At 52.3% G+C, this 17,942-nt stretch carries 15 protein-coding genes; 11 read left to right on the plus strand and 4 right to left on the minus strand.

Going from position 1 to position 17,942, the window contains the following annotated elements:
- Nucleotides 1-19 precede the first annotated feature (19 nt).
- Nucleotides 20-1,603, minus strand: a complete 1,584-nt coding sequence (locus MKY64_RS05460) for a helix-turn-helix domain-containing protein (protein WP_036731888.1) — start codon at nucleotides 1,601-1,603, stop codon at nucleotides 20-22.
- 293 nt (nucleotides 1,604-1,896) lie between these two features.
- On the opposite strand from MKY64_RS05460, the gene MKY64_RS05465 reads away from it, so the two are divergent.
- From MKY64_RS05465 to MKY64_RS05500, 8 genes are all read left to right on the plus strand, one after another.
- Nucleotides 1,897-4,188 (plus strand): copper amine oxidase N-terminal domain-containing protein, encoded by a 2,292-nt coding sequence (locus tag MKY64_RS05465; RefSeq protein WP_340951443.1) that lies wholly within the window; start codon nucleotides 1,897-1,899, stop codon nucleotides 4,186-4,188.
- 173 nt (nucleotides 4,189-4,361) lie between these two features.
- Nucleotides 4,362-4,823 (plus strand): Fur family transcriptional regulator, encoded by a 462-nt coding sequence (locus MKY64_RS05470; RefSeq protein WP_036731890.1) that lies wholly within the window; start codon nucleotides 4,362-4,364, stop codon nucleotides 4,821-4,823.
- Between the two features lie 2 nt (nucleotides 4,824-4,825).
- The gene (gene yidD / locus MKY64_RS05475) at nucleotides 4,826-5,089 is read left to right on the plus strand and encodes a membrane protein insertion efficiency factor YidD (protein WP_036698448.1); all 264 of its coding nucleotides are present in this window, start codon (nucleotides 4,826-4,828) and stop codon (nucleotides 5,087-5,089) included.
- A gap of 358 nt (nucleotides 5,090-5,447) precedes the next feature.
- Nucleotides 5,448-7,475 carry a methionine--tRNA ligase gene (metG, locus tag MKY64_RS05480; RefSeq protein ID WP_340951446.1) on the plus strand — a complete coding sequence of 676 codons (2,028 nt, stop codon included), beginning with the start codon at nucleotides 5,448-5,450 and terminating at the stop codon, nucleotides 7,473-7,475.
- A 200-nt stretch (nucleotides 7,476-7,675) separates the two neighbouring features.
- Nucleotides 7,676-8,653: a metal ABC transporter solute-binding protein, Zn/Mn family gene (locus tag MKY64_RS05485; RefSeq protein WP_036731895.1), complete on the plus strand. Its 978-nt coding sequence runs from the start codon at nucleotides 7,676-7,678 to the stop codon at nucleotides 8,651-8,653.
- A gap of 33 nt (nucleotides 8,654-8,686) precedes the next feature.
- On the plus strand, nucleotides 8,687-9,436 hold the full coding sequence (locus tag MKY64_RS05490) for a metal ABC transporter ATP-binding protein (RefSeq protein ID WP_036731897.1): 750 nt from the start codon (nucleotides 8,687-8,689) through the stop codon (nucleotides 9,434-9,436).
- 815 nt (nucleotides 9,437-10,251) lie between these two features.
- Complete coding sequence (locus MKY64_RS05495) at nucleotides 10,252-11,055, plus strand: metal ABC transporter permease (protein WP_036731899.1); 804 nt, start codon at nucleotides 10,252-10,254, stop codon at nucleotides 11,053-11,055.
- Nucleotides 11,056-11,145: 90 nt separating this feature from the next.
- Nucleotides 11,146-11,877 (plus strand): cytochrome c biogenesis CcdA family protein, encoded by a 732-nt coding sequence (locus tag MKY64_RS05500; RefSeq protein ID WP_442792684.1) that lies wholly within the window; start codon nucleotides 11,146-11,148, stop codon nucleotides 11,875-11,877.
- A 2-nt stretch (nucleotides 11,878-11,879) separates the two neighbouring features.
- Here MKY64_RS05500 and splB read toward each other — a convergent pair whose 3' ends face one another.
- A complete protein-coding gene (gene splB / locus MKY64_RS05505) occupies nucleotides 11,880-12,950 on the minus strand; it encodes a spore photoproduct lyase (RefSeq protein ID WP_340958026.1) in 1,071 nt (356 codons plus the stop codon).
- Between the two features lie 199 nt (nucleotides 12,951-13,149).
- On the opposite strand from splB, the gene mntR reads away from it, so the two are divergent.
- The 3 genes from mntR (at nucleotide 13,150) to MKY64_RS05520 (ending at nucleotide 16,471) form a co-directional block, all read left to right on the plus strand.
- The gene (mntR, locus tag MKY64_RS05510) at nucleotides 13,150-13,575 is read left to right on the plus strand and encodes a transcriptional regulator MntR (protein WP_036698430.1); all 426 of its coding nucleotides are present in this window, start codon (nucleotides 13,150-13,152) and stop codon (nucleotides 13,573-13,575) included.
- 174 nt (nucleotides 13,576-13,749) lie between these two features.
- Nucleotides 13,750-15,426, plus strand: coding sequence for a family 10 glycosylhydrolase (locus MKY64_RS05515; RefSeq protein ID WP_036731906.1), 1,677 nt, complete (start codon nucleotides 13,750-13,752; stop codon nucleotides 15,424-15,426).
- 64 nt (nucleotides 15,427-15,490) lie between these two features.
- Entirely contained in the window at nucleotides 15,491-16,471 is a 981-nt protein-coding gene (locus MKY64_RS05520) for a patatin-like phospholipase family protein (RefSeq protein WP_051478598.1), read from the plus strand.
- A gap of 106 nt (nucleotides 16,472-16,577) precedes the next feature.
- Here MKY64_RS05520 and MKY64_RS05525 read toward each other — a convergent pair whose 3' ends face one another.
- Together MKY64_RS05525 and MKY64_RS05530 are read right to left on the minus strand one after the other, a co-directional pair.
- A complete protein-coding gene (locus MKY64_RS05525) occupies nucleotides 16,578-16,916 on the minus strand; it encodes a hypothetical protein (RefSeq protein ID WP_340951458.1) in 339 nt (112 codons plus the stop codon).
- A 7-nt stretch (nucleotides 16,917-16,923) separates the two neighbouring features.
- Nucleotides 16,924-17,871: a DUF1385 domain-containing protein gene (locus MKY64_RS05530; RefSeq protein ID WP_143803754.1), complete on the minus strand. Its 948-nt coding sequence runs from the start codon at nucleotides 17,869-17,871 to the stop codon at nucleotides 16,924-16,926.
- Nucleotides 17,872-17,942 lie beyond the last annotated feature (71 nt).

Here is a 17,942-nt window from a genome sequence, read left to right on the forward strand (position 1 = left end):
GTGCCATGGACAAAAATGCTCATCGCCTGGACATATGGCTCAGGAGCAAATCGCTTGAACGGCGCAGAAATAAATCGTGGGCCATCGAGGTGTAACAGGAATAGAGACTTGAATCAGCGGCCTCGTAGACGTTTCCTTTTCGTACGGCATTTAACTCCCTCCATGCTTCTTGTGAAGCTAGCGAACGATGGATCAAATCACGCTGTGCGGAGTTACCCGATGTAAACAGAATCAGATGGTCAATGCTGCATTCCGAAAGCTGATCTGGAGTAAGAAGAATGGAATGCTCTACATTCAGTAATTGCCGGGGTCTCTCAAGCTGCAGATCTTTATACAGCACGGTACCCAAGTTACGGTTGCCGAACAGGCGGAAGCACCCGTTCTCATATTGCGCCACAGCAACTTTTTCGTCCTCCAGCTTTTCTCTGACACTGAGCCGAAGACTCTCAGCCAGCTCTTCGTATGCCTCAAGCCACTGCCGGGCGATCTCCAGACGGTTCACCGCTCTCGCAATTATCCGGAGATGCTCACGCCAATCCCCTTCAAATGGCACGGTACACGTTGGGGCAATATGGGGGAACAAGCCTGCTTTGTCCGGTTCCGCATAATCTGAATGTTCGAAGCTGATAATCAGCTCCGGCCGGGCATTTGCCAGTCTGCCGAGGTCGGGCTGATCATCCCCCAAGCTGATAACGTTATTCAAGCTATAGGCAGATCCGCGTGAATTATTAATCAATGCCGCATAAGGCGTTAAACCTAATGCCAGCAAATGAGAGGTGTAGGGATGGGCCATGGAGGCAATACGAGTGGACATACGGTGTTTTTTAACATATACAGATGGTGAAATACCAATGGCTGATTTGAATTTACGGCTGAAATAGAACTCATCCTGATAGCCTACATGGTGCGCTGTGTCACGGAGCGTCATTTCAGAGCGGAGCAACAAATCACCCGCATGACGAATGCGGACAGAATTCAGATATTCCATCGGGCTCCGGCCCACCTGTTTTTTGAACAGCCGGGAATAATGGGCGACGCTCATTCCTGTCATTTCGGCAAGCTTTTCTCTGGTCATGGGCTGCCCGAAATGACTGTCTATATAGGCTTTGGACTGGTCAATTATTGCAGTTGAGGGAGTGCGATGCTTAGTCTCCGGACTGTCTGGTCTCCATAACTGAAGCAGCAATTCCTGGAAACGGATAGATGACTCCATTCTGTCCCAGCTGCTGCCCTGCCAGCAAGAGCAGATCAGGTCAGTCTTAGCTAACGCTTCAGACCAAAGGGCAGGCGGGAAAATATCGGCCTCCAGCTCTCCGCGCTGAAGCGTATGCTGTCCGTCCATAGTATATACATCAAAGGTAAAACAGCAGTATTCCAGAGAGTGCTTCTCCTTCACTAACAAGCGCCACGGTGTATCAGGGAGCAGCAGCAGTACATCGCAAGAACCAAATTCAGAGCAATAGCCTTTAGCTTCAACTTCGCCGCTGCCTTTAATTCCTATGAGGAGGGTATGCCTGTCTGACTTATGTATTTCAGATTCAGATCCAGCCGGATTAACACAGCGGGCGTCGATAAGTTTGTATAACCCTTCAGATGGATTCATTTCAGCTTAAATACTCCTTTCACATGAAGTCTGCTACTATTATACTCTTCTGGTGACAGGTGGGGGCACCCCATTAATAATGGAGCTAATTGGATTTATATAGATCTTTCTTTACACAGAATGAAACTTTTCTCCGTTGCTTGCGTCTAATACTATGTTTTGTAAAATGAACGTGGCAAAATATGCTGACGTCCTGAAGAGGGCGGTTGCGTTTTTGCGGGGATTATAAGGTGGACAGAAAGCATTAAATATACTGCCTTATACACTACAATGGGAGCAGAAGGAGTCGTACAATGAATTTTAGGAAAATGTTCTTGGTAACAGTATTAGCTGTATCACAATTAGCAGCAGCCGTTCCGGCTTTTGCAGCTCCAGTCAGCACACAAACCGTAACAGGCCATGTTGCCGCAGCGGTGGATACTTCTGAAACACAGCTTCAGCCTGAGTCAACAGACCCGTTGCCTCCGTTAATGACTGAACCGCCTGCAGGTACAGTGGTACCCACACCAACACCTGTTCCTACAGCATCACCGGTTCAAGGCATTCCAGCAATAACAGAGACTCCAGCTCCGGCTGCTACTGAGGTTCCAGGCGCAACAGCTGCTCCTGTGGACGGTACTGTGCCGACTGATGCCGTTGTGCCTACGGCTACTCCGTTAACGGATACGCCTGTAACCCCAAGCATGACTACTACCTCTGCTGCAGGGGCAGGCCAGCTTATTCTGATGATGAACAGCAACAAGATGTTCAGAAACGGAACGCCTTACACCGCCAATCAGCCGATGGCAGTCAAGAACGGCGTCTCCTACGTATCGATCCGCGCAATGGTGGAAATGGTCGGCGTTGCCTTTACCTATGACGCCAAAACCAAAGAGGTCATTGTGACCAAGGGTACCAGCATTATGCGGTTCAAGACCGACAGCAAAATCTATACCGTCAATGGTACCAAGTTCACTATGAAGGGACCGGCTTACCAGTTCAAAGGCACCTTCATGATTCCGTTAACGTCCATTACCTCTGCACTTAATATTCCTTATACCGTGGACAATGTGCAGAAGCGGGTTATTCTTACGCTGAATACGAAGCCGACTGCCTCCTTCACAGTTCAGCCCAAAGAAATCTATGCCGGCGAGACTACTGTGAATTATGTTACCTACAGCTCTTCCCCGAACGGTACGCCGATTGTTGAAGAGCGTTGGAGCGACAACAAGCAAAATATCTATGATCAGCCGGGCTTCTATACGGTTATGTATTCGGTACGGGATGCCAACAACATGTGGAGTGACCCTTATCCGGTAACCATTCAGGTACTGCAGCCTAATCAGCCGCCAGTAGCCCAATTCACAACAGATAAAGAAGAATACAAAATGGGTGAGCCGGTAGTCCTGACCGATACCAGCTATGATCCTGAGAATGAAGAGCTGACCGCAACCTGGAACAATCGTTCCCTGGCGTACTTCACCCCGGGACCGCTGTCCATTCAGCTGACGGTTACGGACAAGCACGGTCTTAGCAGTACTTTTGAGAAGATGATTACAATCACCAATGAACAACTGTATACACAGGATGAAGTAACGAAGCTGTTCACCATTCCGGGGGATATCATCAGTATGGACGGCGGGATGATTCCGGCGCTCCCTAACCTGCCGTATACGCTGTCTTCCGAAAGCTACACCCTGATCCGCAGTAACAGCCCGGAGACCGTTCAGACGGAAGGTGTACTGTACCGGGAGAGTTCAGTGGGCAATACGCGCTTCCTGGTGCATCATATGAACAATATGGCTACCAGACAGAAGCTCTATGTGATTGCAACGAATAACAACCTGTATCCGACAACTATTAACATCCAATATTTAGGAATTGCCGGACCGGTGACCTCACCGGAATATACTGGAAAAGTATCGATGGAGAAATACTTCAATTCCATGGTTACCGGCTTGGCCCAATCGCAAATTACCCTGCAGCCTGGGCAAAGTCTTCCGATTATGACAGACCTGAACAAAATCGCCATGAAGCCCAAAGACGTAATGTCGCTGAGCGCAGACCTGTTCAGTGATCTGCCGATTCAGTATAATGTAGTTATGGTGGAGCAGAGCAAAGATCCTGTCGCCGAGCTGCCTTATCTGCCGATTCTTGACATTGACGGCGTGCATACCCGGGGAACCTTCCCCGATTCTACCCGCGTCATGAACGTGACCGATCTGGTGGGTACCACGCAAAGCAAGCTGCTTCTGGGCGACAATAAAATGGACAAAAACCTGGACGGCATGGATCCAATGAATGGAACATATGTTTCTAACGCCGGTAACTTCGGGGTACTGTACAAAATCGTATTGGATCGTGTTGCAGCAAACACGCTGATCACCTTCAATCCGCGCGGGGGTCCTTATCTGGGGCCGTTGATCGTAAACGGTACAATGGTGAACCTGCCCAATAAGGGCGTATTAGGCTTATCCTCAGACACGAATGCTGTCATCTACCGCACCGGAGAATATGAAGGGCGTGTGGAGATTGTGTTCTCCGTCGCCTCCGGCAGTAACCTGCCTGTGAACTTTGTCTTCACGCCGCTTCCGGCGAAAAAATAATTTCTCTACAATACAAACGGCAGCGCTCCTGAGGGGGCGGCTGCCGTTTTGTATTGTGCCGCAAGTATCTGGATGCGGGGAGGCAACAGGCGCTTTTATTGACGGGGCAGTGCTTTTGGGGCATTATAAAGAGAGTGCAACACAAACGATCTAATGTTATGGGAGATGAGCGAATGCTGTCGACAGATCAAATCCTGGAAGCCATGTCGGGGCAGGGGCTGCGAATCACCGATCAGCGCAAGACGCTTGCCAAATTATTCGGCGAGAATACGGGATATTTGTCTGCGAAGGATGTATATGAGCATATGGGCCGCAAGTATAGCGGGCTGAGCTTCGATACAGTCTACCGTAACCTGCGCGTTATGGAGGAGCTGGGGGTACTGGAGCAGATTGTATTTGAAGAAGGCGTCAAATTCAAGGCAAGCTGCAGTCAGGATCACCATCATCACCATATGATTTGTCTGCAGTGTATGAAGACGTACCCGATTCAATTCTGCCCGATGAATCTAACCGATCCGCCGGATCAGTTCCGGGTGGTCAAGCATAAATTCGAGGTCTTCGGCTACTGCAAGGATTGTGAGCAGGGAAGAGAAGAAGAGCCGGCAGGGGCCGCACGTAGCAAAGAGGGACGCTGAATATGGCTAACCTACGAAGAACGGTACAGGCTCCTATCCGGGTCTACCGCAAGTTCATTTCACCGCTCAAGCCTGCTACCTGCCGGTTCTACCCGACCTGTTCGGCTTACGCGCTGGAAGCGATTGAGGTCCATGGGCCGCTGAAGGGTTCTTGGCTCGCTGCCAGGCGGATCGCCCGTTGTCATCCTTTCCATCCGGGAGGCCTTGACCCGGTGCCGCCGCGCAAAGAGCAGCCATCCGGGGACAAGCCGCTGCATACGACTTGACACAGGCCGCCGGGATGGGTATATTTTGAATAATAAGTGATATTCCGAGGAACGGATAAGTAGATGTGGACACCATTACAGAGAGCCGGGGCTGCTGGGAGCCGGTATGGGACGCCAGATTGAATATGGTCCGGGAGGAACTGTGTTCGAGCGGAAGGCCTGAAGCCGGGGCCTGCGTAAGCGCACGGCGTGTTCCAGCGTTAATGGACAGTTCCGTTAAGGAACTGACGAAGCCTGCGCTCTGTGAGGAGCCGGGGAATGTTGGGTGGTATCGCGTGAGTTTACTCTCGCCCCATAGAGGGGCGGGAGTTTTTTGTGTGAAATGGACGATTAGGGATAACGAAGGGATGATGAAGTAATGAGTGAGAACAAAACCTTTTATCTGACAACACCGATCTATTATCCGAGCGACAAGCTGCATATCGGGCATGCGTATTCTACGGTAGCCGGTGATGCGATGGCCCGCTACAAGCGGCTGCGCGGCTATGAGGTGCGCTATCTGACCGGAACGGACGAGCATGGGCAGAAGATTGAAGAGAAGGCCGGCAAGGCCGGAAAGACCCCTCAGGAGTTCGTGGACGGGATTGTAGTCGGCATTAAGGATCTGTGGAAGAAGCTGGACATCTCGAATGATGATTTCATCCGTACCACGGAGGAGCGCCATAAGAAGGTGGTTGCGGATATTTTTGACCGCCTGCTGAAGCAGGGGGATATCTACAAAGGGGAGTACGAAGGCTGGTACTGTATTTCGGATGAGACCTTCTACACCGAGACCCAGCTGGTGGATATTGAACGAGATGCTGACGGCAAGATTACCGGAGGAAAAAGTCCGGACAGCGGTCATCCGGTGGAGCTGGTCAAGGAGGAGAGCTACTTCTTCCGCATGAGCAAGTATGCTGACCGCCTGCTGAAGTTCTACGAAGAGAACCCGGAGTTTATCCTGCCGGAATCCCGTAAGAACGAGATGATTAACAACTTCATCAAGCCGGGTCTGGAGGATCTGGCTGTATCCCGTACGACTTTTGACTGGGGCGTTAAGGTGAAAGGCGACGAGAAGCATGTAGTCTATGTGTGGATCGATGCCCTTACCAACTACATTACGGCCCTTGGCTATGGCTCGGAGGACCGCAGCCTGTATGACAAGTACTGGCCTGCAGATGTACACATTGTCGGGAAGGAAATTGTCCGCTTCCATACGATCTACTGGCCGATTATTCTGATGGCGCTCGGCGAACCGCTGCCGAAGAAGGTATTCGCACATGGCTGGCTATTGATGAAGGACGGCAAGATGTCCAAATCCAAGGGCAATGTGGTTGATCCGGTGACGCTGATTGACCGCTACGGTCTGGATGCCCTGCGCTATTATCTGCTGCGCGAGGTTCCCTTCGGCTCGGACGGAACCTTCACGCCGGAGAGCTTCGTGGACCGGATTAACTACGATCTGGCCAATGATCTTGGTAACCTGCTGAACCGGACGGGGGCGATGGTGGAGAAATATTTCGGCGGCGAGCTTCCGGCTTATGCCGGTCAGGTTACCGCATTTGACGGTGAGCTTGAGGCAATGGTGCAGAGCACTTACGCCAAGGTGGAAGAAGCGATGGAGAAAATGGAATTCTCCGTAGCTCTGACTGCGATCGGCGCGTTGATCAGCCGGACGAATAAATACATTGACGAGACCCAGCCATGGGTGCTCGCGAAGGACGAGAGCCGCAGCGCTGAGCTGGCTTCGGTGATGAGACATCTGGTGGAGGGACTGCGCACCGCGTCCATTCTGCTCCAGCCGTTCCTGACTGGCGCTCCGGCGAAGATCTGGGAGCAGCTGGGCATTCAGCCGGGCGAGCTGACCACCTGGGAGAGCGGCAGGTCCTTCGGCCTGATTCCAGCAGGTACTAAGCTGGTGAAGGGCGACCCGATCTTCCCGCGCCTGGATGTGGCGCAGGAAGTAGCGTACATCGCCGAAGCGATGGGAGCCGGGAAGCCGGCCGCTGCAGAGGCGGCGCCGGCAGCGGCTGCTGTGACTCCGGAGGCGGCGGCTGCCGATCCGGAGGAAGAGGAGCATAAGGAAGAAATCGGCATCGACGATTTCGCCAAAGCAGAGCTGCGCGTAGCCCAGGTCATCGCCTGCGAGCCGGTGAAGAAAGCGGATAAGCTGCTGAAGCTGCAGCTGGATCTTGGTTATGAGCAGCGCCAAGTGGTATCCGGCATTGCAAAGTTCTACACACCGGAGGAGCTGGTGGGCCGCAAGGTGATCTGCATTGTGAACCTGAAGCCGGTGAAGCTGCGCGGTGAACTGTCGCAGGGCATGATCCTGGCCGCTTCCAAGGGCGAGCAGCTGACTATCGCTACCGTGCCGGACAGCATGCCGAACGGAGCGATTGTGAAATAAGGATGCCAAGAGCATCCGCATAATGACCGTACAGCAATCTCCGCAGGCCACAGGCAGCGGGGATTGCTTCTTTTTGCTCCAAGATAACCGGGTAGAAGGCAGCTTGCAGACTACGAAATGCAGATCGGAGTTGACTTATCGTAACGATTACTATTATAATTCTGATAGTAAATTTTACGATTTAAGGGGTCGATAGAGAAATGGTTACAAAAAGCTTGCAAAAAGGGCTGCTGCTCGCCGCTGTCCTGTTGCTTACGCTGTCGCTGGCCGCATGCGGACCGAAGAGCAACGGAAGCATTGTGGAAGGAAAAGTGAACGTTATAACTACTTTTTATCCTATATATGAATTCACTGCCGAAATCGGCGGCGAAGATGCCAATGTTATCAACCTGCTTCCTGTAGGGGTAGAGCCGCATGACTGGACCCCGCGCAGCCAGGATATCATCGCTACCTCCAAGGCGCAGCTGTTCCTCTATAACGGAGCCGGGCTGGAGGGTTGGGTTCCCAATTTCCTCAAGAGCCTCGATGGTGACAGTAAGACCAAGGCTGTAGAGGTTAGCCAAGGAGTGAAGCTAATTACAACCGATGAAGACGATGGGCATGATCACGGCCATGAAGGTGAAGAGGCTGAAGCAGACGGGCATGGCGACAGCCTGCACACGGACCCGCATACCTGGGTAAGCCCGAAGTCGGCGCTTGTGATGGCCAAGAATATCAAGGATAGTCTTCAATCCGTTGATCCTGCGCATACTGAAGCCTATGAGGAGCGCTACCAGAAGCTGGCGGACCGCCTGAGCGCGCTGGATCTGAAGTTCACCGAAGAGCTGGGCAATCTGCCGGGCAAGGAGATTGTCGTATCTCATCAGGCATTCTCGTATCTGGCGCGTGATTATGGACTGTCACAGCATGCCATAATGGGGCTGTCGCCGGACGCTGAGCCGCGCGGGCAGGATCTGGTGAAGCTGGCGGCGCTGGTTAAGGCAGAGGGCATCCGTTATATTTTCTTCGAGGAGCTTGTATCTGATAAGCTGGCTAAGACACTGGCAAGTGAGACCGGTGTATCCACGATGGTGCTGAATCCGGTAGAAGGGCTGACCGAGGCCCAGCAGAAGAACGGGGACAATTATTTCACCTTAATGGAGAAAAATTTGCAAAATCTCATTCTGGCCTTACAATAATAAGGAAAGTATAAGTGAAAGGCGGTACTTCACATGCAACCGGTATCCCTGGACTGCCATCAGCATATGATCGAAATACAGGATTTGTCCTTCTCCTACGGGGAACAGAAGGTCATCTCGAATCTGAATTATACGGTAAAAGAACGTGATTTCCTCGGTATCCTCGGCTCGAACGGTGCGGGCAAGACGACACTGCTTAAGATGATTGTCGGTTTGCTGCCTGCCACCAGCGGGGAAATCAAATTATTCGGCCAGCCGGTGCGGAGGTTCAAGGACTGGGAGCGGATCGGCTATGTGCCGCAGAAGAATGCGTTCAACCCGCTATTCCCGGCAACCGTCCGTGAGGTCGTATTGTCCGGCCTGTATAACAACAAGAACCTGATCCGGCGGGTCTCGAAGGCCCAGCACCGGCAGTGTGAGGATGCGCTTGAAGTGATGCGGATTCAGGATATTGCCGAGAAAAGAGTCGGCCAGCTGTCCGGCGGCCAGCAGCAGCGTGTCTTCCTGGCCCGTGCGCTGATCAACCACCCGGATCTGCTGATTCTGGATGAGCCTACTGTCGGCATTGACGCCGAGACCCAGGCCGGCTTCTTCGAGCTGATCATGCACATGCATGCCCATCATCATATGACCTTCCTGATGGTCTCGCATGATATCGACATGATGAAGAATTACCTGGGCAGCGAGCCGGTCCAGAAGAACGGTAAAATCAACTTCTACTGCCGCCACTCGCATGATGTGCAGGACTGTGCTGTGGATAACCTGCAGCATACGTTGTCCTGATCGTTGAGATTGGCTGATAAGAGGATAGTTACCCTGATCATTTAACGGTTTTACTGCTCGAACCGCAGCCTATTGTACTTTGTACATCGATTGCACGAATTTCTGCCCTTTTTGCTCTTCTGTTGCAGTTTGTACATTAGATTTTTTGAAATGGACCTTTTTCCAGCCTTTCTGCCAATATCAATTGTACGAAATACAACAGAATCTGATTATACGCTCAAAAGTGATAGTTCTGTTGTACATTCTGCAATCAGTTTTAAACGTGTGAGGATTACTTTTAACTCTCGCTTGCTGAGGGTTGCCGTGCCCAGATTAGGGGGAAAGGGTGGGTTAATTGCAATTCGTACAACTAAATCGTCAGATGCGCCGCCAAATCTCTGTTTTGATGTATTTCGTACAATTAAAATGCCTTCGTACCTGGATTTTCGGCCATCCGGGCAAATATAGTTGTACAGAATACAATTAGAAGAGGAAAGCCTTCCGTTTTACTGTTTTTAGTTGCACAGACTACACTTATCTCTGATTACTGAGGCCAGCAGGTCAAATATATGAGGTGAAAGTCTTGGGACGTAAGTAAATCCCGCCTGCTGTAAAGCGTATCCCGCAGGGAGGAAAAGCGCTCTTTTCACCAACGTCCCTAAGCTGCGACAACCCCTCCTCCCACGCCAATTGCACTTAGCGGGTGTCCAGAGGGCAGAGCCCTTGGGGCCCTCCCTTGGCGAAGGGAGGGTTTGGGAGGGATCGAAAAGGGTTTCGAAAAAGGTTTCGAAAAAGGTTTCGAAAAAGGTTTTATAATTGTAAAGGAGATATACATCTTGGAAATCCTGTATAGTGATTTTTTCCAGCGGGCGCTGGCCGGCGGGCTGATGATTGGCATTACGGCGCCGCTGATCGGCGTTTTTCTGGTGCTGCGGCGTCTGTCTATGATCGGAGATACGCTGGCGCATGTTACGATTGCCGGGGTAGCGCTGGGCTTTCTGACGGGTTTTTATCCGCTCGGGGCGGGGCTGGTCTTTGCGGTTGTGGCCTCATTTGCGATTGAGAAGCTGCGCAAAGCCTATAAAAGCTACGCCGAGCTGTCCATTGCCATCATCATGTCGGGCGGTGTAGCGCTGGCCTCCCTTTTTTTCACCCTGGGCAAAGGGTATAATGCAGATGTAATGAGCTATCTGTTCGGCAGCATCTATACGCTCAATACTACTGATCTTATCGTGGTGGGAATCGTAACGATTGCCGTTGTGGTCGTCGTAACCTTATTCTTCAAGGAATTCTTCCTGCTCAGCTTCGAGGAGGATGCAGCCAGTGTTAGCGGACTTCCGGTGAAGCTGCTCAATATGCTGATTACGGTGTTAACGGCTCTGGTGATTAGTACGGCGATCAAGATTGTGGGCTCGCTGCTGGTCTCTGCGCTGTTGACCATTCCTGTAGCGATCAGCCTGCTGCTGTCACGGAGCTTCAAGTCTTCGGTTATTCTGTCCGTGGCGATTGCCGAGATTGCCGTTATTGGCGGACTGGTCATTGCTGGAGTATGGAATCTGGCTCCTGGAGCAACGATTGTTCTGCTGTTAATTGCACTATTGACCCTAACTCTCATCGGCAAAAAAGGGCTGCCAGCCTAACAAACAAGCGTATAACCGGCCGCCCTTAGCACCAACTACATAACTGTATCTGTACTGCTGCTACATGAAGTGACCCGAGTGACCCCGACTATGGAAGGAGATGCGCCCGTGTCCAACCTGAATGCAGGAATCGCTTTTGCCGCCGGAGTGGCGTCATTCATATCGCCTTGCTGCCTGCCGCTCTATCCTTCTTATCTATCTTATATTACCGGCTTATCAGTGCAGGAGCTGAAGAGCGGCAGCAACAGCAAAGAGGTCCGTCTCCGGACCCTTTCGCATACGCTGGCGTTCATTCTTGGCTTCTCGGCAGTGTTCTATACGCTTGGCTTTGGAGCCGGCTTGTTCGGTGAATTCTTCAACGGCCAGCGGGATCTGATCCGTCAATTATCGGCGATCCTTATTATTGTCATGGGTCTCTTCCTGTTGGGGGTATTCCAGCCGCAGTTCCTGCTCCGGGAACGCAAGCTGGAGCTGAGATGGAAGCCTGCCGGGTACCTGGGCTCTTTCATCTTCGGCATCGGGTTCTCAGCAGGCTGGTCGCCCTGTATCGGCCCGATTCTAACAGCCATTATCGCGCTGTCGGCCAGTGATCCGGGAACGTGGTTCATGATGATTACGGCATATAGTATCGGCTTTGCACTGCCGTTCTTCGGACTGGCCTTTTTCCTGGGCGGGGCGCGCAAGATCCTGAAATACTCCAACCTGCTGATGAAGCTGGGCGGCGGGCTGATGGTATTCATGGGCATCCTGCTGTTCACCGACCAGATGTTCCGCATTACGATTTGGCTGCAGGGCATCACGCCGCGCTGGCTAATTTTCTAAGCTTAAGTGAAATAATCAATAGCCGCTTCCGGAAAATGTTCAAAAATCCGCTCTGTGATGAATTCGCGCAGGGCGGTTTGTTGTTCGTCCGGGTAGACATATTTGTTCTGTCCCCATTTGCCCCATTTCTTCTTGCGCTTCTCGATGTCCATCTCCAGCTTCGACTTCGGATAACGCTTCTCGATGACGGTCTTGGCCGTCTTGGTGAAGCGGTGCTGGATCATTTCAAAGGTCAGCCCTTGGCCAATCCCCGGCGGCAGGGCATGCGCCAGCTTCTCTAATAGCTCGCTGTAGCCTTCTTCCCAGCCGTCATGCCAGATAATAGGGGCAATGATGAAGCCCAGCGGATACCCGGCACGGGCGATCTGTCCGGCGGCCTCAATCCGTTCCTCGAAGCGTGAGGTGGCCGGCTCGAAGTTCTTGATCACATAGTCGGCATTCACGCTGAAACGTACACGGGTATGACCGTTATGCTTCAGCTTAAGCAGCGGCTCGACATGCTGGTATTTGGTCACGAAGCGCAGCCGCCCGAGCGGCTCCTTCGCCATGAATTCGATCAGTTCCGTCAGCGAGCCGGTAATATGCTCAAGGCCGAGCGGATCTGAGGTACAGGCCGCTTCAAACGTCGTGATTTCCGGGGAACGCTCGGTGATGTATTTTTTGGCGGCATCGATGATGTCCCCGGTGTTGACATAGACACGGATGTAGGGCTTCGCTCCAAGCGTAGTCTGCAGGTAACAATAATGGCAGTGGCCCATGCACCCGGTGGCTATCGGAATCGCATAATCGGCCGACGGCTTCGACTGGTCAAAAGTGAGCGTCTTGCGCAAGCCGACCACAAGCGTCCGTTTGGCGATTTTGTATTGCTCGACTTCTGTCTCGCCCGGCAGATTGGTAATCCGGTTATGCGAGGTGGTCATGCGGTAGGGAATATTGCGGGACTTGACCCATTCCATAATCCGCTCCCCTTTGGGATAATTCAGCGCATCAGGTTCAAAGAAGACAAGCTCTGGGATGAACAGGCCGGTAGGCTTGCGCGTTCTTTTGGCAGGAGGGCGTTCGGGTGTGACTATGCTCATAATTTCACGCTCCTTAGGGATGAGGATACCGTTATTGTGCCAATCCGCAGGCGAATGGAATCATGGTAAACATCACTAAGCGGGGAAGCGGATGACCGGCAGGACTTGCCAAGGAGCGGCAGAAGCATGTATCATTGTTAGAGCAAGGCCCGGTCCCACCGTTACGCTCATTATAGAAAAGAGGTAAGCTAGAATGCCAACACCCAGCATGGAGGATTATTTGGAGCGCATATATAAGCTCATCGACGAGAAGGGTTATGCGCGGGTCTCGGATATTGCCGAGGGGCTGGAAGTCCATCCCTCCTCTGTGACCAAGATGATCCAAAAACTGGATAAGGACGAATATCTCATCTATGAGAAATATCGTGGGCTTGTCCTAACAAGCAAAGGAAAAAAAGTGGGGAAACGTCTTGTGGACCGCCATCAGCTGCTGGAGGAGTTCCTCGGGATTATTGGGGTACAGCAAGAGCATATTTATAAGGATGTTGAAGGCATTGAGCATCACTTGAGCTGGGATTCCATCACCCGGATCGAAACGCTGGTGGAGTATTTCCGCCGGGATGAAGCGCGTGTGCAGACCTTGTACGATATTCACCATGAGATAGCCAGCGATTCATAAACGTGGCTTTTTTTGTTTGATTAGCGCAACCTTTCCAGTTTTTTTACGTCAAAACGGATACCGTTCCTTTTTTACTAAGGAAGGATTCCGTTTACAAAAGAACGGCCTTCTCCCTGACCCAAGGACGAGAGGGCTATTTTTTTGTCTATACAACTTCAAGACCTGGGAGGAATTATGAATTACCGTAAATGGATCGTAGGACTGCTCGTGATTATGCTATGTCTGCCTGTATGGACGCCGGGTGTGCGCGCAGCTTCTGTGCAAATCACCATTGAACTGGATGGGGAGACGCTGAACCCGGATGTGCCGCCGTATATTACACGTACTAATGTTACGATGGTGCCGGCTGGAGTGATTAGCCAGGGACTGGGGGCCGGTGTGAAATGGGATCAGGCCAGTAAGACAGCAACCATAAGCAAGGATAATAATGTACTGCAGCTGACCAGCGGCAAAACAAGTGCTATCGTTAACGGTACAGCCGTCCGTCTGGATACTTCTGTCCAGATCACACAGGGCCGGGTCATGGTGCCGCTGCGGTTTGTAAGCGAGCAGCTTGGGCTTCAAGTACTCTGGGATCAGGCTACGAAGCATATCTCCTTATATTCCGGCATGGAGATCGGCGGCCCTTCTACACCTGTGACGCCGACAGTTCCGTCAGTGCCTACACCAACTGTACCTACGCCATCTGTGCCAATACCAACGGTACCGTCACCAACCGTACCTTCCATTCCTGGTGCCAAGACCAGTAAGGCGATGAAGGGCGCCTGGGTATCCACCGTGTATAATCTGGATTGGCCCTCAACGTCTTCGGCAGGCAATCCCGACAAGCAGAAAAAGGAGTTCGACAGCCTGCTGGACAAGCTGAAGGCGGCCGGATTCAATAGTGTATTCGTCCAGGTCAGACCGTCTGGAGATGCACTTTATCCTTCTCAGATCGTGCCCTGGTCCAAGGTGCTTAGCGGGACCCAGGGTAAGGAGCCCGGCTACGACCCGCTGGCCTATATGGTTAGCAGTGCCCACAGCCGGGGAATGCAACTGCACGCCTGGTTCAATCCGTTCCGGGCTACGACAGACGCTTCTACCAGCAGTCTAGCCCCTAACCATGTAGCCAAGCTTCATCCGGATTGGATCGTCAAGGCGGAGAACAAGCTGTACATAAACCCGGGAATTCCGGAAGCTCGGCAGCATATTATTGACACGGTGATGGAGGTGGTCAGAGGGTATGATATCGACGGAGTACATCTGGATGATTATTTCTATCCGTCCAATGTAGCTTTTGCCGATGATACGGCCTTCAAGACCTTCAATACACAAGGGATTAGCAGCAAAGGCAACTGGCGGCGGGATAATATCAACCAGTTCATCCGTCAGCTGGGGCAGGAGATTCATGCAGCGAAGCCGTCCGTCTCTTACGGGGTCAGCCCGTTCGGGGTATGGCGCAACAAAAAAGCGGACAGCACCGGCTCAGATACTACAGCAGGGGTGTCAGCCTATGATGACATGTATGCGGATGTGCGCACCTGGATTCAGAGCGGCTGGATCGATTATGTTGCCCCGCAGGTCTATTGGAGCCTCTCCTTCAGCGCCGCCCGTTATGATAAGCTGGTGGACTGGTGGGTGAACGAGGTTAAGGGAACGAAGGTTAAGCTGTATATCGGTCTTGCCTCCTACAAGGTAGGGGATACCAAACAGACTGCGGAATGGCAGAGCGGAGATCAGATTATCAACCAGCTCAAATATAATGAGAAATACGATGAGGTGGCTGGCAGCATCCTGTTCCGGGCGAATGATATTGTGGTCCGTGACCCGTACGGGCTAGCCAGTCTGCTCAGCTTCTATTTCAAGAGTTAAGTCATGAATAGTCCCCCGTGCTCATAGATAACAATACATTCTATGGAACGGGGGTTTGCCATGTATGGAGATTAACGCGGTATTTGAAGGCGGGGGAGTCAAAGGAATTGCCTTGGCAGGTGCGGTGGAGGCGACGGAACGCGCGGGCCGTACCTTCGGGCGGGTAGCAGGAACCTCTTCCGGTTCGATCATTGCCTCGTTGTTGGCAGCGGGGTACAGCGGAGAGACCATGAGCCGGATTATCCGGCGTACACCGTTCACCTCCTTCCTGAAGCGGGGAGCGCTCTACAACACCGCCTTCGTTGGGCCGGCCTTGCGTGTGCTGCTCAAGAAGGGGCTGTACTCAGGCCAGGCGCTGGAAGCGTGGATACGCAACCTGCTGCTGGAGCAGGGGGTTGTTACGTTCCGGGATCTGCCGCGCGGCAAGCTGCGGGTGATTACATCAGATATCACCAACGGGCGGATTGTGGTGCTGCCAGATGATCTGGTGCTGTACGGGATCGAGCCTGACAGCTTCGAAGTTGCCAAGGCGGTGCGGATGAGCTGCAGCATTCCGTATTTCTTCGATCCGGTGATCCTGCGGCTGGCCGGAGAGGCGGCCCGGGGGAAATCGTTCAGCGGGCAGCTGGTCTATATGGTGGACGGGGGAGTGCTGAGTAATTTTCCGCTCTGGCTGTTCGATGAGAAGAAGGACGGCTTCCTCTCACCGCTGCGCAGGACACCAACCATAGGCTATCAGCTGATTGGGAAGACAGCTCCGCAGCCGCATCATATTACAGGGCCGTTCAGCATGCTGGAGGCGATGGTGGAGACAATGCTCTCCGCGCATGATGAACGGTATATTGAGACGGATAAATTCGTTCGTACGGTCAAAATCCCTACGCTGGGCATCTCCACCACCGAGTTTCATATCACGCAGGCACAGACGGACGCCTTGTATACGGCGGGCATCGCAGCCGGAGAAGAGTTCTTCGCTAACTATCGTCCGGCACCGCCGTCCTACACCAGGAGGGCAATCCTTCAGCCCGCTGCTCCAAGGCGGTAACTAAGCCACAACATATAAATTCTTATCTTACCAGAAAAAAGGCATCCCCACGTGATGAAATCACGTGGGGATGCCTTTTGCAGCTCTGCTTCGTTACATTCAGTATTCAGTGATATTTGGGCAACTGATCGTCATTCTTACCCTTACTGCCTTCGATGACCTGGAAGGGATAGCTTTTGCGCTTGCCTGGTGAGCCAGTGGTCTTGCGGATGCCGGCAACCTTGGACATCGTCTTGGCCGAAGGCTTAACCTTAGTGCGCGGACGTCCGGGTCCGCCTCCCATTCTGCCGGGGGCTACCTTGTAGGCGTAATACAACAGTCCCAACAGAATCAGGGGTAAGATGAAGATGGACAGGGCCATCAGGCCGCGTGCCATAATATCTACCATAAAGCCCCATACGGCAAGAGCTGTCGTAATCCAAAATATCAAAGCATGTCTGATCATTGGCTAATCATCCTTTCGCAGGATCCAAAATGCCGCCTGACACACTTGCCTCCGAATATCCTTTTGCTTCAATTGCAGCGTCCAGCTCCCGCATCCGGTTGAAGGAAGCGATCGACACCTCTACCATATCGTCCTTAGGTTCCTTGGTAGTCAACAGCTGCAGCCACAGGCCCGGGTATCCCAGATACTTAAGGCCGGGAATATCTCTTACCGCATTCGTGCCCTTCAGTACCTCGAACGAGATTCCGATGACCACCGGTAAAAGAACGATACGCTGAAGCACCCGTTCCATCAGGGAATCCCACGGGACGACCGAGTAGATAATTACACCGAGGATAATCGTCAGCATCATAAAGCTGCTTCCGCAGCGGTAATGCAGACGGCTGTATTTCTGTACGTTCGCTACGGTCAGCTCTTCACCGGCTTCAAAGGCGCTGATGACCTTGTGCTCAGCTCCGTGATATTGGAAGAGCCGCTTGATCACTGGCGTCTGCGAGATCGCCCAGAGATAGACGAGCAGGAGAATCAGCTTGATGCCGCCTTCCACAAGGTTGTGCAGAATATAGTTGTCAAATACATTTTTGAACAAAAAATCTTCTACGAATACCGGGACCAGCGTGAAAATCAGCTTACCGAACAGGAAAGACAGAATCCCCATTATAGCTACGCCGAAGATCATTCCGAGGCTCCAACCTTCGTCCTTCTTCTTGTTCTTCGCCTGCTGCTTGGCAAGCTCTTCCGGCTCCGTCTCATCCTCGGCATAGGATTCTGCCGAATAGTTCAGATGCTTCGAGCCTTTGGCGCTGGAATCTATAATACTGACAATGCCGCGAAGCAGCGGAATCTTGCGCAGTTTAAGGACCCAGCTCTTATCGCTCTTCGGCACCTCCAAAAATGTAATCTCCTGATTCTTTCGTCTTACGGCTGTTACGTTGACATGCTTGCCGCCGAACATGACGCCTTCGATGACGGCTTGGCCGCCGTAACTGGGAGTTTCCTGGGACAACCAATTCACCTTCCCGTATA

This window comes from Paenibacillus sp. FSL R7-0210, assembly GCF_038009085.1.
Lineage (GTDB): Bacteria > Bacillota > Bacilli > Paenibacillales > Paenibacillaceae > Paenibacillus_AQ > Paenibacillus_AQ silagei.

What these genes read in the sequence shown, in the direction of transcription:
- MKY64_RS05460 (WP_036731888.1), bottom strand. Translation starts at nt 1,603, where the DNA reads ATGAATCCATCTGAAGGGTTATACAAACTTATCGACGCCCGCTGTGTT.
- MKY64_RS05465 (WP_340951443.1), top strand. Translation starts at nt 1,897, where the DNA reads ATGAATTTTAGGAAAATGTTCTTGGTAACAGTATTAGCTGTATCACAA.
- MKY64_RS05470 (WP_036731890.1), top strand. Translation starts at nt 4,362, where the DNA reads ATGCTGTCGACAGATCAAATCCTGGAAGCCATGTCGGGGCAGGGGCTG.
- yidD (WP_036698448.1), top strand. Translation starts at nt 4,826, where the DNA reads ATGGCTAACCTACGAAGAACGGTACAGGCTCCTATCCGGGTCTACCGC.
- metG (WP_340951446.1), top strand. Translation starts at nt 5,448, where the DNA reads ATGAGTGAGAACAAAACCTTTTATCTGACAACACCGATCTATTATCCG.
- MKY64_RS05485 (WP_036731895.1), top strand. Translation starts at nt 7,676, where the DNA reads ATGGTTACAAAAAGCTTGCAAAAAGGGCTGCTGCTCGCCGCTGTCCTG.
- MKY64_RS05490 (WP_036731897.1), top strand. Translation starts at nt 8,687, where the DNA reads ATGCAACCGGTATCCCTGGACTGCCATCAGCATATGATCGAAATACAG.
- MKY64_RS05500 (WP_442792684.1), top strand. Translation starts at nt 11,146, where the DNA reads ATGGAAGGAGATGCGCCCGTGTCCAACCTGAATGCAGGAATCGCTTTT.
- mntR (WP_036698430.1), top strand. Translation starts at nt 13,150, where the DNA reads ATGCCAACACCCAGCATGGAGGATTATTTGGAGCGCATATATAAGCTC.
- MKY64_RS05515 (WP_036731906.1), top strand. Translation starts at nt 13,750, where the DNA reads ATGAATTACCGTAAATGGATCGTAGGACTGCTCGTGATTATGCTATGT.
- MKY64_RS05520 (WP_051478598.1), top strand. Translation starts at nt 15,491, where the DNA reads ATGGAGATTAACGCGGTATTTGAAGGCGGGGGAGTCAAAGGAATTGCC.
- MKY64_RS05525 (WP_340951458.1), bottom strand. Translation starts at nt 16,916, where the DNA reads ATGATCAGACATGCTTTGATATTTTGGATTACGACAGCTCTTGCCGTA.
- MKY64_RS05530 (WP_143803754.1), bottom strand. Translation starts at nt 17,871, where the DNA reads ATGTTCGGCGGCAAGCATGTCAACGTAACAGCCGTAAGACGAAAGAAT.